Origin of the sequence: Thioclava pacifica DSM 10166 (genome assembly GCF_000714535.1) — a bacterium.
Classification (GTDB): Bacteria; Pseudomonadota; Alphaproteobacteria; order Rhodobacterales; family Rhodobacteraceae; genus Thioclava; species Thioclava pacifica.
The window spans coordinates 190,224-205,124 of record NZ_AUND01000012.1 but is presented as its reverse complement, the minus strand read 5'-3'; the positions used below and the strand labels follow the sequence as shown (position 1 = coordinate 205,124).

18 protein-coding genes are annotated in these 14,901 nt (G+C 63.9%); 14 read left to right on the top strand and 4 right to left on the bottom strand.

The genetic code is table 11. The features are described from left to right. Nucleotide 1: 1 nt before the first annotated feature. The gene (locus tag TP2_RS06785) at nucleotides 2-3,166 is read left to right on the top strand and encodes a DNA translocase FtsK (RefSeq protein WP_038075167.1); all 3,165 of its coding nucleotides are present in this window, start codon (nucleotides 2-4) and stop codon (nucleotides 3,164-3,166) included. A 195-nt stretch (nucleotides 3,167-3,361) separates the two neighbouring features. Continuing rightward, the gene (locus TP2_RS06780) at nucleotides 3,362-3,958 is read left to right on the top strand and encodes a LolA family protein (protein ID WP_038076118.1); all 597 of its coding nucleotides are present in this window, start codon (nucleotides 3,362-3,364) and stop codon (nucleotides 3,956-3,958) included. Here the strand turns inward: TP2_RS06780 and TP2_RS06775 are convergent, their stop codons facing one another. Further along, a complete protein-coding gene (locus TP2_RS06775; RefSeq protein WP_038075164.1) occupies nucleotides 3,959-4,537 on the bottom strand; it encodes a transglycosylase SLT domain-containing protein in 579 nt (192 codons plus the stop codon). 192 nt (nucleotides 4,538-4,729) lie between these two features. Here TP2_RS06775 and hspQ point away from each other — a divergent pair, with 192 nt between their 5' ends. Then, nucleotides 4,730-5,056, top strand: coding sequence for a heat shock protein HspQ (gene hspQ, locus TP2_RS06770; RefSeq protein ID WP_038075161.1), 327 nt, complete (start codon nucleotides 4,730-4,732; stop codon nucleotides 5,054-5,056). Between the two features lie 156 nt (nucleotides 5,057-5,212). Here hspQ and TP2_RS06765 read toward each other — a convergent pair whose 3' ends face one another. Together TP2_RS06765 and TP2_RS06760 are read right to left on the bottom strand one after the other, a co-directional pair. Then, nucleotides 5,213-5,716, bottom strand: a complete 504-nt coding sequence (locus TP2_RS06765; RefSeq protein ID WP_051692285.1) for an ATP-binding protein — start codon at nucleotides 5,714-5,716, stop codon at nucleotides 5,213-5,215. Beyond that, nucleotides 5,709-6,053, bottom strand: a complete 345-nt coding sequence (locus TP2_RS06760) for an STAS domain-containing protein (protein ID WP_038075159.1) — start codon at nucleotides 6,051-6,053, stop codon at nucleotides 5,709-5,711. Before TP2_RS06760 ends, TP2_RS06765 begins: the two co-directional genes overlap by 8 nt. A gap of 90 nt (nucleotides 6,054-6,143) precedes the next feature. Here TP2_RS06760 and TP2_RS06755 point away from each other — a divergent pair, with 90 nt between their 5' ends. The 10 genes from TP2_RS06755 (at nucleotide 6,144) to TP2_RS06710 (ending at nucleotide 13,308) form a co-directional block, all read left to right on the top strand. After that, the gene (locus tag TP2_RS06755; protein WP_038075156.1) at nucleotides 6,144-7,322 is read left to right on the top strand and encodes a thiolase family protein; all 1,179 of its coding nucleotides are present in this window, start codon (nucleotides 6,144-6,146) and stop codon (nucleotides 7,320-7,322) included. Beyond that, nucleotides 7,319-7,771, top strand: a complete 453-nt coding sequence (locus TP2_RS06750; RefSeq protein ID WP_038075151.1) for a GAF domain-containing protein — start codon at nucleotides 7,319-7,321, stop codon at nucleotides 7,769-7,771. Before TP2_RS06755 ends, TP2_RS06750 begins: the two co-directional genes overlap by 4 nt. Before the next feature lie 36 nt (nucleotides 7,772-7,807). After that, nucleotides 7,808-8,455: an RluA family pseudouridine synthase gene (locus TP2_RS06745; RefSeq protein ID WP_038075148.1), complete on the top strand. Its 648-nt coding sequence runs from the start codon at nucleotides 7,808-7,810 to the stop codon at nucleotides 8,453-8,455. 75 nt (nucleotides 8,456-8,530) lie between these two features. Continuing rightward, nucleotides 8,531-9,274, top strand: coding sequence for a pyridoxine 5'-phosphate synthase (locus TP2_RS06740; protein WP_038075145.1), 744 nt, complete (start codon nucleotides 8,531-8,533; stop codon nucleotides 9,272-9,274). Nucleotides 9,275-9,278: 4 nt separating this feature from the next. Next, the gene (locus TP2_RS06735; RefSeq protein WP_038075143.1) at nucleotides 9,279-9,731 is read left to right on the top strand and encodes an ABZJ_00895 family protein; all 453 of its coding nucleotides are present in this window, start codon (nucleotides 9,279-9,281) and stop codon (nucleotides 9,729-9,731) included. A 90-nt stretch (nucleotides 9,732-9,821) separates the two neighbouring features. Then, nucleotides 9,822-10,223: a holo-ACP synthase gene (acpS, locus tag TP2_RS06730; protein ID WP_038075140.1), complete on the top strand. Its 402-nt coding sequence runs from the start codon at nucleotides 9,822-9,824 to the stop codon at nucleotides 10,221-10,223. A 56-nt stretch (nucleotides 10,224-10,279) separates the two neighbouring features. Continuing rightward, nucleotides 10,280-11,065 carry a signal peptidase I gene (gene lepB, locus TP2_RS06725; protein ID WP_038075136.1) on the top strand — a complete coding sequence of 262 codons (786 nt, stop codon included), beginning with the start codon at nucleotides 10,280-10,282 and terminating at the stop codon, nucleotides 11,063-11,065. Continuing rightward, nucleotides 11,062-11,742 (top strand): ribonuclease III, encoded by a 681-nt coding sequence (gene rnc / locus TP2_RS06720; RefSeq protein ID WP_038075134.1) that lies wholly within the window; start codon nucleotides 11,062-11,064, stop codon nucleotides 11,740-11,742. Before lepB ends, rnc begins: the two co-directional genes overlap by 4 nt. Nucleotides 11,743-12,064: 322 nt before the next feature. After that, nucleotides 12,065-12,970 carry a GTPase Era gene (era, locus tag TP2_RS06715; RefSeq protein WP_038075131.1) on the top strand — a complete coding sequence of 302 codons (906 nt, stop codon included), beginning with the start codon at nucleotides 12,065-12,067 and terminating at the stop codon, nucleotides 12,968-12,970. Further along, nucleotides 12,970-13,308: a DUF1491 family protein gene (locus tag TP2_RS06710; protein WP_038075126.1), complete on the top strand. Its 339-nt coding sequence runs from the start codon at nucleotides 12,970-12,972 to the stop codon at nucleotides 13,306-13,308. The genes era and TP2_RS06710 overlap by 1 nt, the downstream gene beginning before the upstream one ends. On the opposite strand, the gene TP2_RS06705 is transcribed toward TP2_RS06710, so the two are convergent. Continuing rightward, nucleotides 13,298-13,921, bottom strand: coding sequence for a Pr6Pr family membrane protein (locus TP2_RS06705; RefSeq protein WP_038075123.1), 624 nt, complete (start codon nucleotides 13,919-13,921; stop codon nucleotides 13,298-13,300). The two genes, TP2_RS06710 and TP2_RS06705, sit on opposite strands and share 11 nt — an antisense overlap. Before the next feature lie 84 nt (nucleotides 13,922-14,005). On the opposite strand from TP2_RS06705, the gene recO reads away from it, so the two are divergent. After that, nucleotides 14,006-14,728: a DNA repair protein RecO gene (recO, locus tag TP2_RS06700; protein ID WP_038075120.1), complete on the top strand. Its 723-nt coding sequence runs from the start codon at nucleotides 14,006-14,008 to the stop codon at nucleotides 14,726-14,728. Nucleotides 14,729-14,901 lie beyond the last annotated feature (173 nt).

The window sequence follows — 14,901 nt, the reverse complement described above, 5'->3', positions numbered from 1 at the left end:
TATGGCATCTTATCAGGCACGACAGCGCGACCCGCTTTTCGATCAGGACACGCAGGCAGTCCTTGAACGCCGTGGCAAGGAGCTGGTGGGCGGGCTTCTCGTCCTGCTTGGCGTTCTCGCCTCGATGATGCTGTTTTCCTATCACCCGGAGGATCCGAGCTGGATGGCCGCCTCCGACGAGCCGGTGCAGAACTGGCTGGGCCGGATCGGGGCCGGGATCGCGTCGCCGCTCTTCGTGATCGTGGGTCATGGCGCGTGGCTTTTGCCCGCCGCACTGGTGATCTGGGGCGCGCGGATGATCACCCATCGCGGTGAAGAACGCCTCGCCGGGCGGATCATCTTCTTCCCGATCGCGGTGGCGGTCGCGGCGGTCTACGCCGCGCTTCTGGTGCCGGGCGATCAATGGGGGCAGGCTTTCGGTCTTGGCGGGCATTTCGGCGACATGATCGCGGGCACGCTTCTGGGCATCGTCCCGGTTTCCGGGACGGTCGGTCTGAAGCTGCTCTCGCTGGTACTCGCCGTGGCGATGCTGGCGATCGGGGGCTTCGTTCTGGGCTTCACCAAGCCGGAACTGCGCGCGATCACCCGTTTCATGTGGCTGGGCACGGTTGCCGCCTATGTCGGCGTCACGAACCTTTTGGGCAAAGGGGCGTCGGCTTCGGTGCTCGGGGCGAAAGCCGCCGCCGATCGCGCGCGTCAGCGCCGTGTCGAGGCTGCCGAACGCGCTGCCGAGCTTGCCGCATGGGAAGAGCAGCAGGCGATGGCTGCCGGCTGGGCGCCCGAGATGGAGCCCGCGCCGAGCGCGCGACCCTCGCTGCTGTCGCGCATCCGCCGCCCGATCGAGCCGGAATATGACGCCTATGATCCCACGCCCGAGCTGTTCGAGATCGAGCCGGACTGGTCCGAGCAGAGCGCTCCGAGCGAGGACCGCATCCGTGCGCGCATCGCACAGGCGGTGCAAAGCCGTAAAGCCGCGCCGATCGCGCCCGATTACGCCCCCGACGAGCCGCAGCTTGTTGCCTTTGATGCGCCCGAGAGCTTTGCCACGCCCGAAGCGGAGGCCCCGCGCGCTCCGGCTTCGGTTCTGGCGGCGGTGGCCAAGCGCCTTGCGCGTGCGCCGCGCCAGCCGCAGGTGCTTCATAACGAGCCGCCGCTGCGGGCCCAGCCCCAGCTGCGTGCGGAACCACCGCTTCATGCCAAGCCGCGCTACATGCCGCAGGCATCAGCTCCCGCGCCCGAATCCGCGCCGCTTCCGGAGGCTTATGTCTCCGAGTTCGAGGGAATTGAAGAGCCGCACCTGACTGCCGCGCAGCAGATCGCGCTCGAGTCGCAAAACGATGACGGCTGGGACTGGACGCATCCCGAATATCAGGGCTTCGACGGGTTCGAAGACGATCCGTTGGAGATGCACACCGATCATTTCTATGCCGGTGAGCCCGACTCCTTTGACGAGACCGGGGCGGCGCAATGGGTCGAGGAAGATACCGTTCCCGAGATCCCCGCCGCCGCGCGTGGTCTCGACCGTCAGGTGATCAAGCAATCGAGTGAGGCCAAGCGCGTTGTGCAACCGGCGAAGAAGCCGATTGCCCCCTCGCGCCGCGCGATGGAGGAGGCCCAGCCGGCACTCGCGTTCGATGCGCCGAAGGCCGCGCCCTACGAGCCGCCGCCGCTCTCGCTCCTGACCAACCCGATGACCATCCAGCGTCACCAGCTCTCCGACGAGGCGCTGGAGGAGAACGCGCGGATGCTCGAGACCGTGCTTGACGATTACGGCGTAAAGGGTGAGATCGTCTCGGTCCGTCCCGGTCCGGTGGTCACGATGTACGAGCTGGAACCCGCGCCGGGTCTGAAAGCCTCGCGCGTGATCGGTCTGGCCGATGATATCGCGCGCTCGATGTCGGCGCTTTCCGCGCGCGTTTCGACCGTGCCGGGCCGCTCGGTGATCGGGATCGAACTGCCGAATGACCACCGCGAGAAAGTCGTTCTGCGCGAGATCCTCTCGGCGCGCGATTTCGGCGACACCAACATGAAACTACCTCTGGCGCTGGGCAAGACGATCGGCGGTGAGCCGATCGTGACCAACCTTGCGAAGATGCCTCACCTGCTGATCGCGGGGACGACCGGCTCGGGTAAATCGGTTGCGATCAACACGATGATCCTGTCGCTGCTCTATCGTCTGACGCCGGAAGAATGCCGCCTGATCATGATCGACCCGAAGATGCTGGAACTCAGCGTCTATGATGGCATCCCGCATCTGCTCAGCCCGGTTGTGACCGACCCGAAGAAAGCCGTCGTGGCGCTCAAATGGGTCGTCTCGGAGATGGAAGAGCGCTACCGCAAGATGTCCAAGATGGGCGTGCGCAACATCGAGGGATACAACGGTCGCGTGAAGGAAAGCCTCGCGAAAGGCGAGATGTTCAAGCGGACGGTGCAGACGGGTTTCTACGAGGAAACGGGTGAGCCGATCTTCGAGACCGAAGAATTCCAGCCCAAACCCTTCCCTTATATCGTCGTGATCGTCGACGAGATGGCCGACCTGATGATGGTCGCGGGCAAGGAGATCGAGGCCTGTATCCAGCGCTTGGCGCAGATGGCGCGTGCTTCGGGCATCCACCTGATCATGGCCACGCAGCGCCCCTCGGTCGATGTCATCACCGGCACGATCAAGGCGAACTTCCCGACCCGGATTTCCTTCCAGGTGACCTCGAAGATCGACTCGCGCACCATTTTGGGCGAGCAGGGCGCCGAGCAGCTTCTGGGCATGGGCGACATGCTCTACATGGCGGGCGGCGGCAAGATCACCCGCTGCCACGGGCCGTTTGTCTCGGACGAGGAAGTCGAGGAAATCGTCAATCACCTCAAGAGCTTCGGCCCGCCGGAATACATGTCTGGCGTGGTGGATGGGCCGGATGATGACGTGGTTTCGGATATCGACGCGGTGCTGGGCCTGAACACCGGCGGCAACACAAATGGCGAGGATGCGCTCTATGATCAGGCTGTGGCCATCGTGATCAAGGATCGCAAATGCTCGACCTCCTACATCCAGCGCAAGCTGGGCATCGGCTATAACAAGGCCGCGCGCCTTGTGGAGCAGATGGAGGATGAGGGCATCGTCTCGGCAGCCAACCATGTCGGCAAGCGCGAGATCCTTGTGCCCGAGCAGTAAGGCTCAGTTCGCGGAAGCAAACAACACCCCGAGCTTTGTGCCGGGGTGTTTTCCGTACCCGCTAGTCGATACCTGCTGGCTGTTATTGCATGACATCGGCCCTTCGGCACAAATGCGCCCAATATGGACCCGCAGCCAAAGTGGCGCGTTACGGCGGGACTTCCGCTTTCGCAAGGAGTGCCTAAATCTATGGCCATGAAACTGATCCGCACCCTGCTCGCCGCCGTCTTCGCGCTGGCGCTCGCGCTTCCTGCCTCGGCCGGCAAGCTTTCACTCGCCCAGATCTCCGCTTATCTGAACGCGATGCAATCGGCCTCGGCGGATTTCACCCAGGTGAATTCTGATGGTTCAATCTCCACCGGCAAGCTTTATATCAAGCGGCCGGGGCGTGCGCGCTTCCAGTACAGTAACGATGCGACCCTGGTACTCGCTTCGGCCAACCGGGTTGCGGTATTCGATCCGAAATCGAACCAGCCGCCCGAGCAATATCCGCTGGTGAAGACGCCGCTAAACCTGATCCTCGGGCGCAATATCGACCTGTCGCGCAGCGGCATGGTGGTCGGGCATACGTCGGATGGCACGAAGACCGTGGTCACTGCGCAGGATCCCGAACATCCCGAATACGGCACGATCCAGCTTGTCTTCACCGACAACCCGACCGAGCTGCGCCAATGGGTCATCACCGATCAGAGCGGCCAGAAGACCACGACCATCCTCAACAATCTCACCGAGGGCGGCAATTTCAGTCAGCTGATGTTCTCGATCGACGCCGAGGTGGCCAAACGGCGCTGATCAGCGCCGGCAGGTCTCCAGCTGGATGTCGTACATCTGCGCGCGTGCCGCGACCCGGTTCGCCACGGCCAGCAACCAGGGCTTCGAGTTATGCGTGCCGCGCGAGAAGCCGCCGCGCCCCTCGTGATAGGCGAGATACTGGCTCCGGGCGTCGGATTTCGAGATCCCGAGGCGCTCGGAGCTGCCATCCATGTACCAGCCCATGAAGTCGGTCGCGTCCGAGATACGGTTACGCTTCGCGCCGAAACTGCGGGTTTCTTCGCGGTATTCATCCCAGGTTCCATCAAGCGCCTGGCTGTAGCCGTAGGCCGAGCTCTGGCGACCAAGCGGAATGATCCCGAGCGCAAAGCGATAGGGCGTCTTGGCGTCGCCGTCGAATTTGCTTTCTTGATGGATCGTCGCCATTTGCACCGAAACCGGGATGCCCCAGCGGGCCTCGGTGCGACGCATTGCGGCGTAATATTGGGGGCGCTGCTTGATGATCGAACACGCGTCATCAAGATTGCGTGGGGGCTTCGAGGGGCCGCCTCCGCAGGCGGCAATCAGAAGCACGACGCCAAGGGCGAGAAATTTTTTCATTACTGCTCAACTTTGCTCTGACGGCCTTGTTTGTGGCCATCTTAAGCGCATTTCACCGATACGAAAACCGCAAACCGGCAAGGATTTCGTCACTGTCCTTCCGAATCGGACAATCTGTTTCCGGCAAAAATATGGCGAAAACGTGGACATGCCGCCGGGTCACGATTTAGTAATCAGGAAAGAGGAGCACTTATGTACGCAACGCGCGCGAAATATCACATCGGACAGGTGGTGCGGCATCGCAAGCACCCGTTTCGGGGTGTGGTCTTCGATGTCGATGCGATCTTTTCGAATTCCCAAGAATGGTATGACGCGATCCCCGAGGATGCGCGGCCGCCGAAGAATCAGCCTTTCTATCATCTGCTCGCCGAGAACGATGAAAGCTATTACGTGGCCTATGTCTCGGAGCAGAATCTCGTTCCCGACTGGTCGGGCGAACCGGTGAGTCATCCGGATCTACCGGATCTCTTTGGCGAATTTGGCAACGGAACCTATTCGCTGCAATTCCAGCTGAACTGAACGGGTTTACCGTTTTCCGACGTGCCGGCTTCGACGTCGTCGATTGCGTGAGATCCGTCAGAACCCAGGTTTGTTCCGCCAACGCTTAGGCCCCCGCCTAATCCTGATCCGTAAAAATCTCATTCCGGTTTCTGGTGCTTGAGTTGTGAAGGCCTTTCAATTCGTCCGCCGCTCACCCAGTGGCGCGATGGGGAGGCGGAAGGCGAGCAGGTTGCGCCCATCCTCCCGGTGATAGCCGAGATCGGTGGCCAGATCGCGAATCAGGAACCAGCCGAAGCCGCCTTCGGGTAGGCTCTCGGGATCGGGGCGGTCGCTTCCGTTCGACGGCTCCGGGCCGAGGCAGCCGGGCGGCAATGCGATTCCGTCATCGCTGACCGAACAACTCAGCCCACGGCCGTCCCGAACGATCGAGAGCGTCACATGACCCTTTCCGCTGTCGCGATAGCTGTGTTCAACGATGTTGTTGAGCACTTCGGCCAGGATCAGTTCGAGCGTCCCGGCCTCTTCCTCGGTCATCACCCGGATGAAGCGCGCAAGTGCCGAGCGCAGCGCATCGCGCACGGCCATCGCAGTCGCGGGAAAGCTGTGATGGAAGATGCGCGGTTCGCCCGGTGGCGCCTCGCCATGCATCGGGCGCTGCGAGAGAGCCGGCTCAGGCATATTTTCGTCCCCCTTCCAGCGCTGCAGCGAGGTCCGGATAGATCGCGAAGACCGAATCCATGCGGGTCAGGCGGAAGACCTTGTCGACATTGCTCGTCAGTCCGCAAAGTTCGAGCCGTCGGTTCGGGGCGAGCGATTTCATCACCGCCACTACAGCGCCTAGCCCGGAGCTGTCGAGAAACTCCACCTTGGACATGTTGAGAAGGACGCGCCCACCGGGTTGCGCGGTCACTTCCCGCATCCGTTCCTTGAACCGGAGCGCGATCGCGGCATCCAGGCGCGCCTCCCCCACGTGGACGACGAGCGCGCCTTCACAGGCTTCGGCAGACAGGTTCATCTTGGGCTCCCGCAAAGCGAATTCGAGATCGAGGCTAGACGCCAATACTTACCATTCGGTATCCGTGAGGCAGATTTTCGGGAGGACGAGATGGAAAACGTGGTGATCGTGGGGGCGGCGCGCACCCCGATGGGCGGAATGCAGGGTGTTTTTGCCGATGTGAGCGCGGCGGATCTGGGCGGCGCTGCGATCAGGGCGGCGCTGGAGGGCGCGGGCGTTGCGCCCTCGCGGATCGAGGAAGTGCTGATGGGCTGCGTGCTGCCCGCGGGGCAGGGTCAGGCGCCCGCGCGGCAGGCCGGGTTCGCCGGAGGCCTAGGCGAAGAAGTGCCCGCGACGACGCTGAACAAGATGTGCGGCTCGGGGATGAAAACGGCGATGGTCGCCTATGACCAGATCGCCCTGGGGCAGACCGGGGTGATGATCGCGGGCGGGATGGAGAACATGACCAAGGCGCCCTACATGCTGCCGCAGATGCGCTCGGGCGCGCGACTGGGCCATGGCCAGGTGATCGACCACATGTTCCTCGACGGGCTGGAGGATGCCTATGACAAGGGCCGCCTGATGGGCACCTTTGCCGAGGATTGCGCGCAGGCGTTCCAGTTCACCCGCGAGGCGCAGGACGATTACGCGCTGGCCTCGCTGAGCCGGGCGCTGGAGGCCGACAAGTCGGGCGCTTTCGAGGGCGAGATTACGCCGGTCACGGTGAAGACCCGCAAGGGCGAGCATGTCGTCGCGGTCGATGAGCAGCCCGGCAATGCGCGCCCCGACAAGATCCCGCAGCTCAAGCCTGCGTTCCGCAAGGATGGCACGGTGACGGCGGCGAATTCGTCCTCGATCTCGGATGGCGCGGCGGCGCTGGTGCTGGCTTCGCAAGCCGTGGCCGAGGCGGAAGGCTGGCCTGTCCGGGCGCGCATTCTGGGTCATGCGAGCCACGCGCAGGCGCCTGCCGATTTCCCGACCGCCCCGGTGCCTGCCGCCGAGAAGCTGCTGAAAAAGCTCGGCTGGTCGGTCGAGGATGTCGATCTGTGGGAGGTCAACGAGGCCTTCGCGGTCGTGCCGATGGCCTTCATGCACAAGCTGAATATCCCGCATGAGAAGGTGAACGTGAATGGCGGCGCCTGCGCGCTGGGTCACCCGATCGGGGCCTCGGGCACGCGGATCATCGTGACGCTGCTGAACGCGTTGGAAAAGCGCGGGCTCACGCGCGGCGTGGCCGCGATCTGCATCGGCGGGGGCGAGGGCACGGCCATCGCAATCGAACGCCCATGAGGGTCGATTACTCGGATCTGGCCAAACGCATCGCGGCGCTAACCGCGGGCGAGATTGACGAGGTCGCGCTGATGGCGACGCTCGCCTGTGAGATCCACCACGCGGATGACCGGTTCGACTGGACGGGGTTCTATCGCGTGACCGAGCCGGAACTGCTGAAGATCGGTCCCTATCAGGGCGGGCATGGCTGCCTCGTGATCCCGTTTGCACGCGGGGTCTGCGGGGCGGCGGCGCGCGAGGGGCGCACGCAGCTCGTGCCCGATGTCGGGGCCTTCCCCGGCCATATCGCCTGCGCCAGCTCCACCCGCTCGGAGCTGGTCATCCCGGTCTACGCGAGGCGCGGGCTGATCGGCGTGCTCGATATCGACAGCGACCAGCCTGACGCTTTCACTCAAGAGGATGCATCGGCGCTGGAAGGCATTCTGAAAGACGTGTTCGGCGCGCTCTGACTTGACCGCCGCGCGGGGGCGGTGCATCCCCCGCGCATGGAATATGTCTATGACCCGCCACAGGAGGCCCCGCGCATCCTTCATGCCGATCACGAGATCCTCGTGGTCGACAAGCAGGCGGGGCTTCTCTCGGTGCCGGGCAAGGGGCCGGACAAGGCCGATTGCCTGATCTCGCGCCTCAAGGGCATCTATCCCGAGGTTCTGCTGGTCCATCGGCTCGATACCGATACGTCCGGCGTGATGGTCTTCGCGCTGACCCCTCATGCGCAGCGTCATCTCGGACTGCAATTCGAGAAGCGCCAGACGAAGAAGTCCTATCAGGCGCGGCTCTGGGGCGAGCTGGCTGAAAAGGAGGGGCGCGTCGATCTGCCGCTCTGCGTCGATTGGCCGAACCGGCCGCGCCAGCATGTGGATCACGAGCACGGGCGCCCCGCCCAGACCGACTGGCGGGTGATGCGCCTTGAGGATGGCACGACGCGGGTGCGGCTGATGCCGGTAACGGGGCGCAGCCACCAGTTGCGGGTGCATATGGCCGAGCTGGGCCACCCGATCCTCGGCGATCCGCTTTATGCGGAAGGGGCGGCGCAAGATTTCCCGCGCCTTATGCTTCATGCCGAGACCCTGCGCTTTCGCCATCCCGATGGCGGCCAGCACATGACCTTCACCGCGCCCGTCCCGTTCTGAGACCGATACAATCGCGCCCTTCCCCCCGCTTAAGCCTGCGGGCATACTCCGGCGCGTAACGATGCGGAGGCAAAAATGCCCAAACCCTTGCGCCTTGGTGTGAATATCGATCACGTCGCGACCGTGCGAAATGCCCGCGGCTCGGCCTATCCTGATCCGCTGCGCGCCGCGCTGCTGTCGGAAGAGGCGGGTGCAGACGGGATCACGGCGCATCTGCGTGAAGACCGTCGCCATATCCGCGATGCCGATATCGAGGCTCTGATGGCGGGGATCAAGGTGCCGCTCAACCTCGAGATGGCCGCGACCCCCGAGATGCAGGCGATCGCGCTGCGTCACATCCCCCATGCCTGCTGCATCGTGCCCGAGAAGCGGCAGGAGGTGACGACCGAGGGCGGTTTGGACGTGGCGGGCGATGTCGCGCGGCTGGGTGATTTCGTCGGCCCGCTGGTCGAGGCGGGCATCCGCGTGTCGATGTTCATCGGCCACGATCCGGCTCAGATCGAGGCCTCGGCCAAGATCGGTGCGCAGGTGGTGGAGCTGCATACGGGCCATTACTGCGACCTGCATTACGAAGGCAAATTCGATGCGCGCGATGCCGAGCTCGAGGCGCTCAAGGCCGGCGCCGTTTATGCGGACAGCCTTGGGCTTGAGGTTCATGCGGGTCACGGGCTCACCTATGAGACGGTCGAGCCGATCGCCGCGATGAAACAGGTTCGCGAGCTGAATATCGGTCATTTCCTGATCGCCGAGGCGATTTTCGTGGGCCTCGGCCCTGCGATCCAGCATATGCGCAAGCTGATGGACGCGGCGCGGGGCTGAGCGGATGCGCACAATCTACCTGACCTATCTGGCCTGGTTCATTGGTCTCACGATCGGGCTGCCGCTTGTGCTGATGGCGATCGAGGCCGTGACCGGCTTCGATATCATCAGTTCGGCTGTCTCGATCATCCCGTCGATGATCGCCGCCCATCTCTCGGGGAGCAGTTTCGTGAAACGATTTGGCCGCGGGCCGGAGAAGCCCGAGAGCTGGCGCTTCACCATTATCGCCTTTGGCCTTCTGGTTCTTACCACACTCGCCCTGACGGCGGGTTTCCTCGTGGTCTTTCCCGATCTCCAGTCCGAGATGGCCGGGATGATGGATCCGGGCGTATTCGCGATTTTCGCCGCAATGATGGCGGTGATACTTCTGGTGCTGTTCTTCACGACCCGGATTTTCTTTGGCCTTGGCGCGCGCACGCAGCTCAAGGCGCTCGCGCGTCAGAGCGAGCAGGGGTGAAGGGATGCGCGGGGGCCTGAAGATCGTGATCTGTGCCGGACTGGCTTTGTTGCCGCTTGCAAGCGAGGAGATCACGGCGGAGCGTGCTCCATGATCCTCGGAATCGGCACGGATCTGGCGAATATCGAGCGGATAGAGCGCACGCTCGAACGCTTCGGGGATCGCTTCCGCAACCGGGTCTTCACCGAGACCGAACAGCGCAAGGCGGAGCGGCGCAAGGATGTGGCCGGTACCTATGCGAAACGCTGGGCGGCGAAAGAGGCCTGCTCGAAGGCGCTCGGGACGGGCTTGAGGATGGGGATTTCCTGGCGCGACATGGCGGTCACGAATCTGCCAACCGGGCAGCCGGCGATGCATGTCACGGGTTGGGCCGCGGATCGCTTAAAGGAAATGACGCCAGAGGGTTACGAGGCGATCATCCATGTCACGCTGACCGATGACCACCCTTGGGCGCAGGCCTTCGTCGTGATCGAGGCCCGCAAGCTTTCTTGACTCGGGCGTGAGGCCGCGTATTCAGGCAGGGATTTTTGAGGCAGGGTAAGAACAACATGGCGAAGAAGAACTCCGAGGGCGGTATCCTCGATACGGTCAAGACGATCGTCTGGGCTCTGGTGATTGCGGGCGTGTTCCGTACCCTGTTCTTCCAGCCCTTCTGGATCCCATCGGGTTCGATGAAGGACACGCTGCTGATCGGCGATTTCCTCTTCGTGAACAAGATGGCCTACGGCTATTCCAAATATTCCTGCCCCTTCTCGGCCTGCCCGATCTCGGGCCGCATCCTTGCCAGCGATCCCGAGCGCGGCGACGTGGTGGTGTTCCGTCATCCGACCAAGAATGTCGATTTCATCAAGCGTCTGATCGGCCTGCCGGGCGACCAGATCCAGATGATCGACGGCGTTCTGCAGATCAACGGCAAGGCCGTGGGCATGCAGCCGGAAACCGATTTCGCGGAGGTGATGGAGCGGCAGGGACCGCAAGGGCTGCTGCCGCGCTGCACGAACGCGCCGGTGGGCATGGGCGATACCTGCCTCAAGAAGCGCTTCAAGGAAACGCTGCCCAATGGCGTGACGCATGACATCCTCCAGATCAACGAGAATGGCCCGGTGGACAACACCCCGGTCTATACCGTGCCGGAGGGGATGTATTTCTTCATGGGCGACAACCGAGACAATTCCGAGGACAGCCGCTTCCCGCAATCGGTGGGCGGGCTCGGATTTGTCCCGGCCGAGAACCTGATCGGCCGCGCGGACCGGATCATGTTCTCTTCGGCGGGGCGCTCTCTCTTCTACTTCTGGACCTGGCGTCCGGACCGGTTCTTCAAGGCGATCAATTGAAGCTGAGCGCGGAGATCAAGGCTTTCGAAGAGCGTCTCGGGCATACATTCAAACGGCCCGAGCTGCTTTTGCGCGCGCTCACGCATAGCTCGATCTCCACGCCGACCCGCCCCGACAACCAGCGGCTCGAGTTTCTGGGTGACCGGGTGCTCGGGCTGGTAATGGCAGAGGCGCTGTTTCTAGCCGACAAGTCCGCTTCCGAGGGCCAGCTCGCCCCGCGCTTCAATGCGCTGGTGCGCAAGGAGGCCTGTGCCGATATGGCCCGGGCGATCGACCTCGGCGCGGCGCTGAAGCTTGGCCGGTCCGAGATGATGACCGGCGGGCGGCGCAAGATGGCGCTTTTGGGGGATGCGATGGAGGCGGTGATCGCCGCGGTCTATCTCGATGCCGGGTTCGAGGCGGCGCGCGACCTTGTGCTGCAGCTCTGGCAGGATCGTCTGGAGAGCGTCGAGGAAGATGCGCGCGACCCCAAGACCGCGCTTCAGGAATGGGCTCAGGCGCGCGGCTTGCCGCCACCGCGTTACGAGATCACCCATCGCGACGGTCCCGATCACGCTCCGAATTTCACGATCGAAGTGACGCTCGAGAATGGTGCGCGCGAGACCGCCAAGGCCGGCTCGAAGCGTCAGGGCGAGATGGCGGCGGCAAAGGCTCTCTTGAAGCGGCTCGAAGGCTGAAGGACCGAACTGGCGCGGGGCGACCAGCCCCGGGCCGCGCCCGTCCGGCCTTCGCGAAGCTCAGGCGTTCGCCGGGGCGTCCTTCCACTGGAAGGCCGCTCAATCCCGGCTCACCCCTCCCCCCGGGAGGGCGCATTGGCGATGTCTCGCGCGTTCACGCGACCTGCGGGCTTTTGAGATAAAGCGCAGACCACTGAGGTAGCAAAGCGCCCACCCAAGGCTCGGGCGCGGCCCTCGTCACTTGCCTACAACAACATGATGACTGGCATCACGCGGCGTAATACGCTACCTCCGCGCCCGTATCGCACAAGAAGGATTGCAGATGACCACTCGCGCCGGTTTCGTCGCCCTGATCGGAGAGCCCAATGCGGGCAAATCCACGCTGCTCAACGCGATGGTGGGCGCGAAGGTCTCGATCGTCACCCATAAGGTGCAGACGACCCGCGCCCGTATTCGCGGCGTCGCGATGGAAGGGCAAAGCCAGATCGTCTTCGTCGACACGCCCGGCATCTTCCGCCCGCGTCGCCGTCTCGATCGCGCGATGGTCAATGCGGCCTGGGGCGGGGCGGCCGATGCCGATATGATCGTGCTGCTGGTCGAGGCCCATCGCGGGATCACACCTGGGGTTGAGAGCATTCTCGAGGCTCTGCGTGGTCGTGAGGGGTCCCAGCCCGTGGCGCTTGCGATCAACAAGATCGACAAGGTGAAATCCGAGGCGCTGCTGGGCCTGACCTCGAAGCTCAACGAGGCCTTCGACTTCGCCAAGACTTTCATGATCTCGGCCGAGCGCGGCTACGGCGTGCAGGACCTCAAGGAATGGCTCGCAGGCGAGATGCCCGAGGGCCCGTGGCTCTATCCCGAAGACCAGATCGCCGACCTGCCGCTGCGCATGATCGCCGCCGAGATTACCCGCGAGAAGCTGACCCTGCGCCTGCATGAAGAGCTGCCCTATCAGCTCACCGTGGAGACCGAGAAATGGGAAGAGCGCAAGGATGGCTCGGCCCGGATCGACCAGGTGATCTATGTCGCTCGCGACGGTCACAAGGGGATCATCCTCGGCAAGGGCGGCGAGACGATCAAGGCGATCTCGAAAGCCGCCCGCGAGGAGATGATCGCGTTTCTCGACCGGCCCGTGCACCTGTTCTTGCAGGTGAAGGTGCGCCCGAACTGGCTGGAAGAGGCCGAGCGCTATTCGGAAATGGGGCTCGATTTCAAGGACTCGAAGTGATGAGCGAGGCGCGGCTGACCACGGATTTCTGGGTCCGCGCCTATCTCAAGCGGTTGGAGCTGGCCAATATCCCCGCCTATGTTACCGCGCATGGTCAGGCGTCCTCGGGCGCCGTGATGGTGAAATGCGCGCGGCTCGACGGCACCGCGCAAAGCTACGAGCGGCGCGCGGATCTTATGACCGGGAAAAGCGTCTGGATGCTGTTGCATGACGGGCCCGAGGCCGAGGTAGACGAAAGCATCCGCAAGCAGCGCAGTTTCGACCCGGACCTGTGGGTGATCGAGATCGAAAGCCGCGACGGGCGCACGCTTCTCGACGAAGAGGGGCTCAGCGGCTGAGGCCGAGCCGTTTCAGCCCGCGCCCCAGTGCCACGATCAGCAAGCCGCCGATCCAGAAGGCCACAAGGAACTTCACGCACCAGAGCGCCAGCCCGTCCCAGCCAAGCTTGTCGAGGTTGAGGAAGAAATAGGGGTAGGAACCGGTTTCGAGCCCCCGGATCACCGCATAGACCAGATAGACCAGCGGCCAGAGCAGCCAGAGCGCCGCATGGGGCCAGTTCAGCGACCCTTTCGGAGCCAGCGCGAGCCACCAGATCGGCACCAGCACCGGCGCAATCGTGTGATAAAGCAGGTTCGACAGGTAATCGAGCCCGTAGAGCGGCTCATTGCCCGCGAGCAGCAGGTGATAGACCACGCCCACGATCAGGATCCACAGCACCAGCGCCGCGAGGAAGGGCCGTGACAGATAACGCTTCTTCCACGCCATCCAGGCGAAGGCCAGCCCCACCAGCGTATTCGTCCAGATCGTGAAATAGCGAAACATCAGCCACAGCACGCCCAGCGGCACCGCCGCGTTTGGATGCACCGAGAGGTTGTTGGCGAAGCTCGCCCCGAAAGCGGTCAGCTCGATCAGGGCGATCAGGGCCGCCAGAAGATAGGATGCGCGTGTCATGGCGAGACGCTAGAGCGGCACCGGGCGCGCGCGCAACTCACGAAGCCGCTTGCGCCGCAACGTCACGACACGGATAGTCCGCGCATGGACTGGCAAGACCACGGCACGATCCTCTCTGCACGCCCGCATGGGGAAAGCTCGATGATCGTCGAGCTGTTCTCTGCCGCGCATGGGCGTCATGCGGGGGTGGTGCGCGGCGGGGCCTCGCGCAAGATGGCCGGGATGTTGCAGCCGGGAAACCGGGTCATGGCGACATGGCGCGCGCGGCTGGAAGATCATCTGGGCAGCTACACGCTCGAGCCGCTGCAAAGCCGCGCGGTGATCCTGTCGGATCGGCAGGCATTGGCTGGGCTGAACGCGGCTACGGCGCTGTTGCGCTTCACCCTGCCCGAACGCGAACCCCATGACGCGCTGTTCGCCGCGTCAGAGGCCTTGTTCGACGCGATGGCCGAGGGCGGGGACTGGGTGCCGCTCTATCTGCGTTGGGAATTGGGGCTGCTGGAAGAGATGGGCTACGGGCTCGATCTGTCCTCCTGCGCGGTGACCGGCTCGCGCGACGATCTCGCCTATGTCAGCCCGCGTTCGGGCCGGGCGGTGAGCCGTGCGGGGGCAGGCGAGTGGGCGCCAAAGCTCCTGCCCTTGCCGCTATGCCTGCTGGGACAGGGGCCCGCGAGCCTGGCCGAGATCGTGCAGGGGCTGCGGCTGACCGGGTTTTTCCTTGGCGAACGGATGGCGCCGGATCTGGGCGATCGGCCCCTGCCGGAAGCGCGGCAGCGGTTGGTGGATTTGCTGGGGCGGATGGGGTGAGTTGAGAGGAGGGCAGCGCCCGATCCTTGGGTGGGCGCTTTGTTTCGCTTGTGGCTTGGCACTTTATCTAGAAAGCCCGCAAGTCGCTCGAACCCACGATGACATCGCCAATGCGCCCTCCCGGGGGGAGGGTCGGGCGCGGCCCGGGGCTGGTTGCCCCGGGCTAGCTCTTA